This is a genomic window from Arsenophonus sp. ENCA, from assembly GCF_002287155.1.
Taxonomy (GTDB): Bacteria; Pseudomonadota; Gammaproteobacteria; order Enterobacterales; family Enterobacteriaceae; genus Arsenophonus; species Arsenophonus nilaparvatae.
The window spans coordinates 1-1903 of sequence record NZ_NHNG01000297.1 but is presented as its reverse complement, the minus strand read 5'-3'; the positions used below and the strand labels follow the sequence as shown (position 1 = coordinate 1903).

Sequence of the window (1903 nt, the reverse complement as noted above, 5' to 3'; positions counted from 1 at the left end):
GGCTGACAAAAATACATCCCAAATCTAAACGCGCCAGATTTTCAAGTGCTCTGAGCGAACTATGCCCTTTCATGATCCCATAAAGCAAAATTCCCATCATTGAACGAGGAGAATACGGCGCTCTACCTGTTGAAGAATAACAGCGTTCGAAAGGTACCCAGTCTTGTTCATCCAAAATCTCTGTGACAATAAATGCCCTACGTTCACCAATTTGCTTGAGATAATCGCAAAGGGAAACAGAACCCTCCAAGATAGGTAGATTTTGCGCTTTGACAAACTTACGTTTGGTGTGAGAAGGCGATTCCAGTTTGCGAGTAAATACGGTCATAAAAGATCTGCGTTTAAAACGAATAAAGCAAATTTTAATCGATAACATGAGCTTTTGCGACAGCCTCTTGTGCGGGGTGATTTAGGGTAAAATACTTTTTCAGTGGTGCGTGTCTTCGCTGGTTTTTTATGTTGGATTAACTAAAGTGTGCTTAAATTTCAATAACCGGATGTTTATCTCAATCCGTTTGCTTGAATTATCGCAGGGAGATTATTTGACGTTTTTCGGGTAACCACGCATATGCATTATCCCGCGTCTTTTCTTGCACCTGTATCAGAATAACAAACTTTTTGCGGACCGCACTAATCCTTTTTATAAAAAACTTTGTCAGGTAGAGAGTCGGTGAGTCGCTTCATGTGATTAGCTTAGCTTTTCTGCAATATATCGCTAAACTCGGCACTGATATCACCTTATCAGGTTTTTTGCGGACCGCACTAGCTTTTTTTTCGTTGGTTGGAATAATCATTCCAATGTTGCGCTTGAAGCGGGCACAAAAGTATGACGAAAACCCCCATTTCCTGGTGGTTTAACCCGTTATGGTTAAACAAAGTGATTAATTTTTTTACGCTAAGTTAAAATATTAGATGACTGACTCAATCCCGTCGCACTAGGCTGCTGAATGTTGACAGGTGTAAAACTTAACAAAAGTTGAGTGATTCCAGCTTAATGTGGCGGCGAATGTCAGCATAAACAGTAAGTTAATCACCATACTCTTTTTCTTTAATGTTTTTGTTTATCTTCATGATGCAAAATATTGGCTTCATTAAGCCTGTTGCTCAATAGCAAAATTAATTGTGACTTACAAAAAAACCAGCTATTGATGATAAAATAATCAATTTTTGAATTAAAAATGACCTATATAAGATTAAAAAATAACCTATTTTTGTGTTTTTTAGATGTATCTAACTTGTTTTTATTGAAAGCAGTTTTATTTCACTATTGAGCAACAGGCTTATTGTTATTTAATCGTTTCGTTTCTTTATCAGAGTCTGCCTCGTCTATCGATAGATAGTCTTCGGTTGGCAAGGATAATTCCTCAGTATCTATCAATTTTTCGCCATCCGTACTCTCAGTGAGTTTGCTATCCGTATCTTTTAGTATGGAGTCATTGATGTCAAGGGTTAATACTTTATCTATATCGATGGAAAGATTTGCTTCTATTGTGGTCGCTAATTCGTTGAGCTTCTCTTTTCCCTGCGTCATTTCTATTACGATGGTAGTATCCGTTTCTCTTTGTTGTAATGCGCTTGGGAACTGGTCAGCCTGATAGGTTTTGGGTTCGACACTTTCATCGCCCTTCTGGAGAATAATGTATTTGCCTTCTTTCGCACCCTGATAACTGGCTCTTTCAAAATCAATATTGCCCGTATCAATCCCCACTGGTAGATGGTAATTTCCGCGGTGAATGCCATTTTCATTGACAACCGGTAATAGGATTTCAGGCGTTGTATTGAGGGTGCTTAATCTTCCTGCCTCGGCGATAACGGGGTCTACTTTTTTCGCTAATGTGGTTTGGGTGATAACTTTGCTTTGTTCCCACACGTTTTTTCACTCCCTGCCAATTGGTCATCCTGA

2 protein-coding genes are annotated in these 1903 nt (G+C 38.8%); both read right to left on the bottom strand.

What is annotated here, in order from left to right; translation table 11 throughout:
• Positions 1 to 376: hypothetical protein (locus tag CBG25_RS07960; RefSeq protein ID WP_290603693.1), on the bottom strand; the 376-nt coding region annotated here is incomplete at its 3' end.
• A gap of 888 nt (positions 377 to 1264) precedes the next feature.
• The gene (locus CBG25_RS07955; RefSeq protein ID WP_290605883.1) at positions 1265 to 1870 is read right to left on the bottom strand and encodes a conjugative transfer relaxase/helicase TraI domain-containing protein; all 606 of its coding nucleotides are present in this window, start codon (positions 1868 to 1870) and stop codon (positions 1265 to 1267) included.
• Positions 1871 to 1903 lie beyond the last annotated feature (33 nt).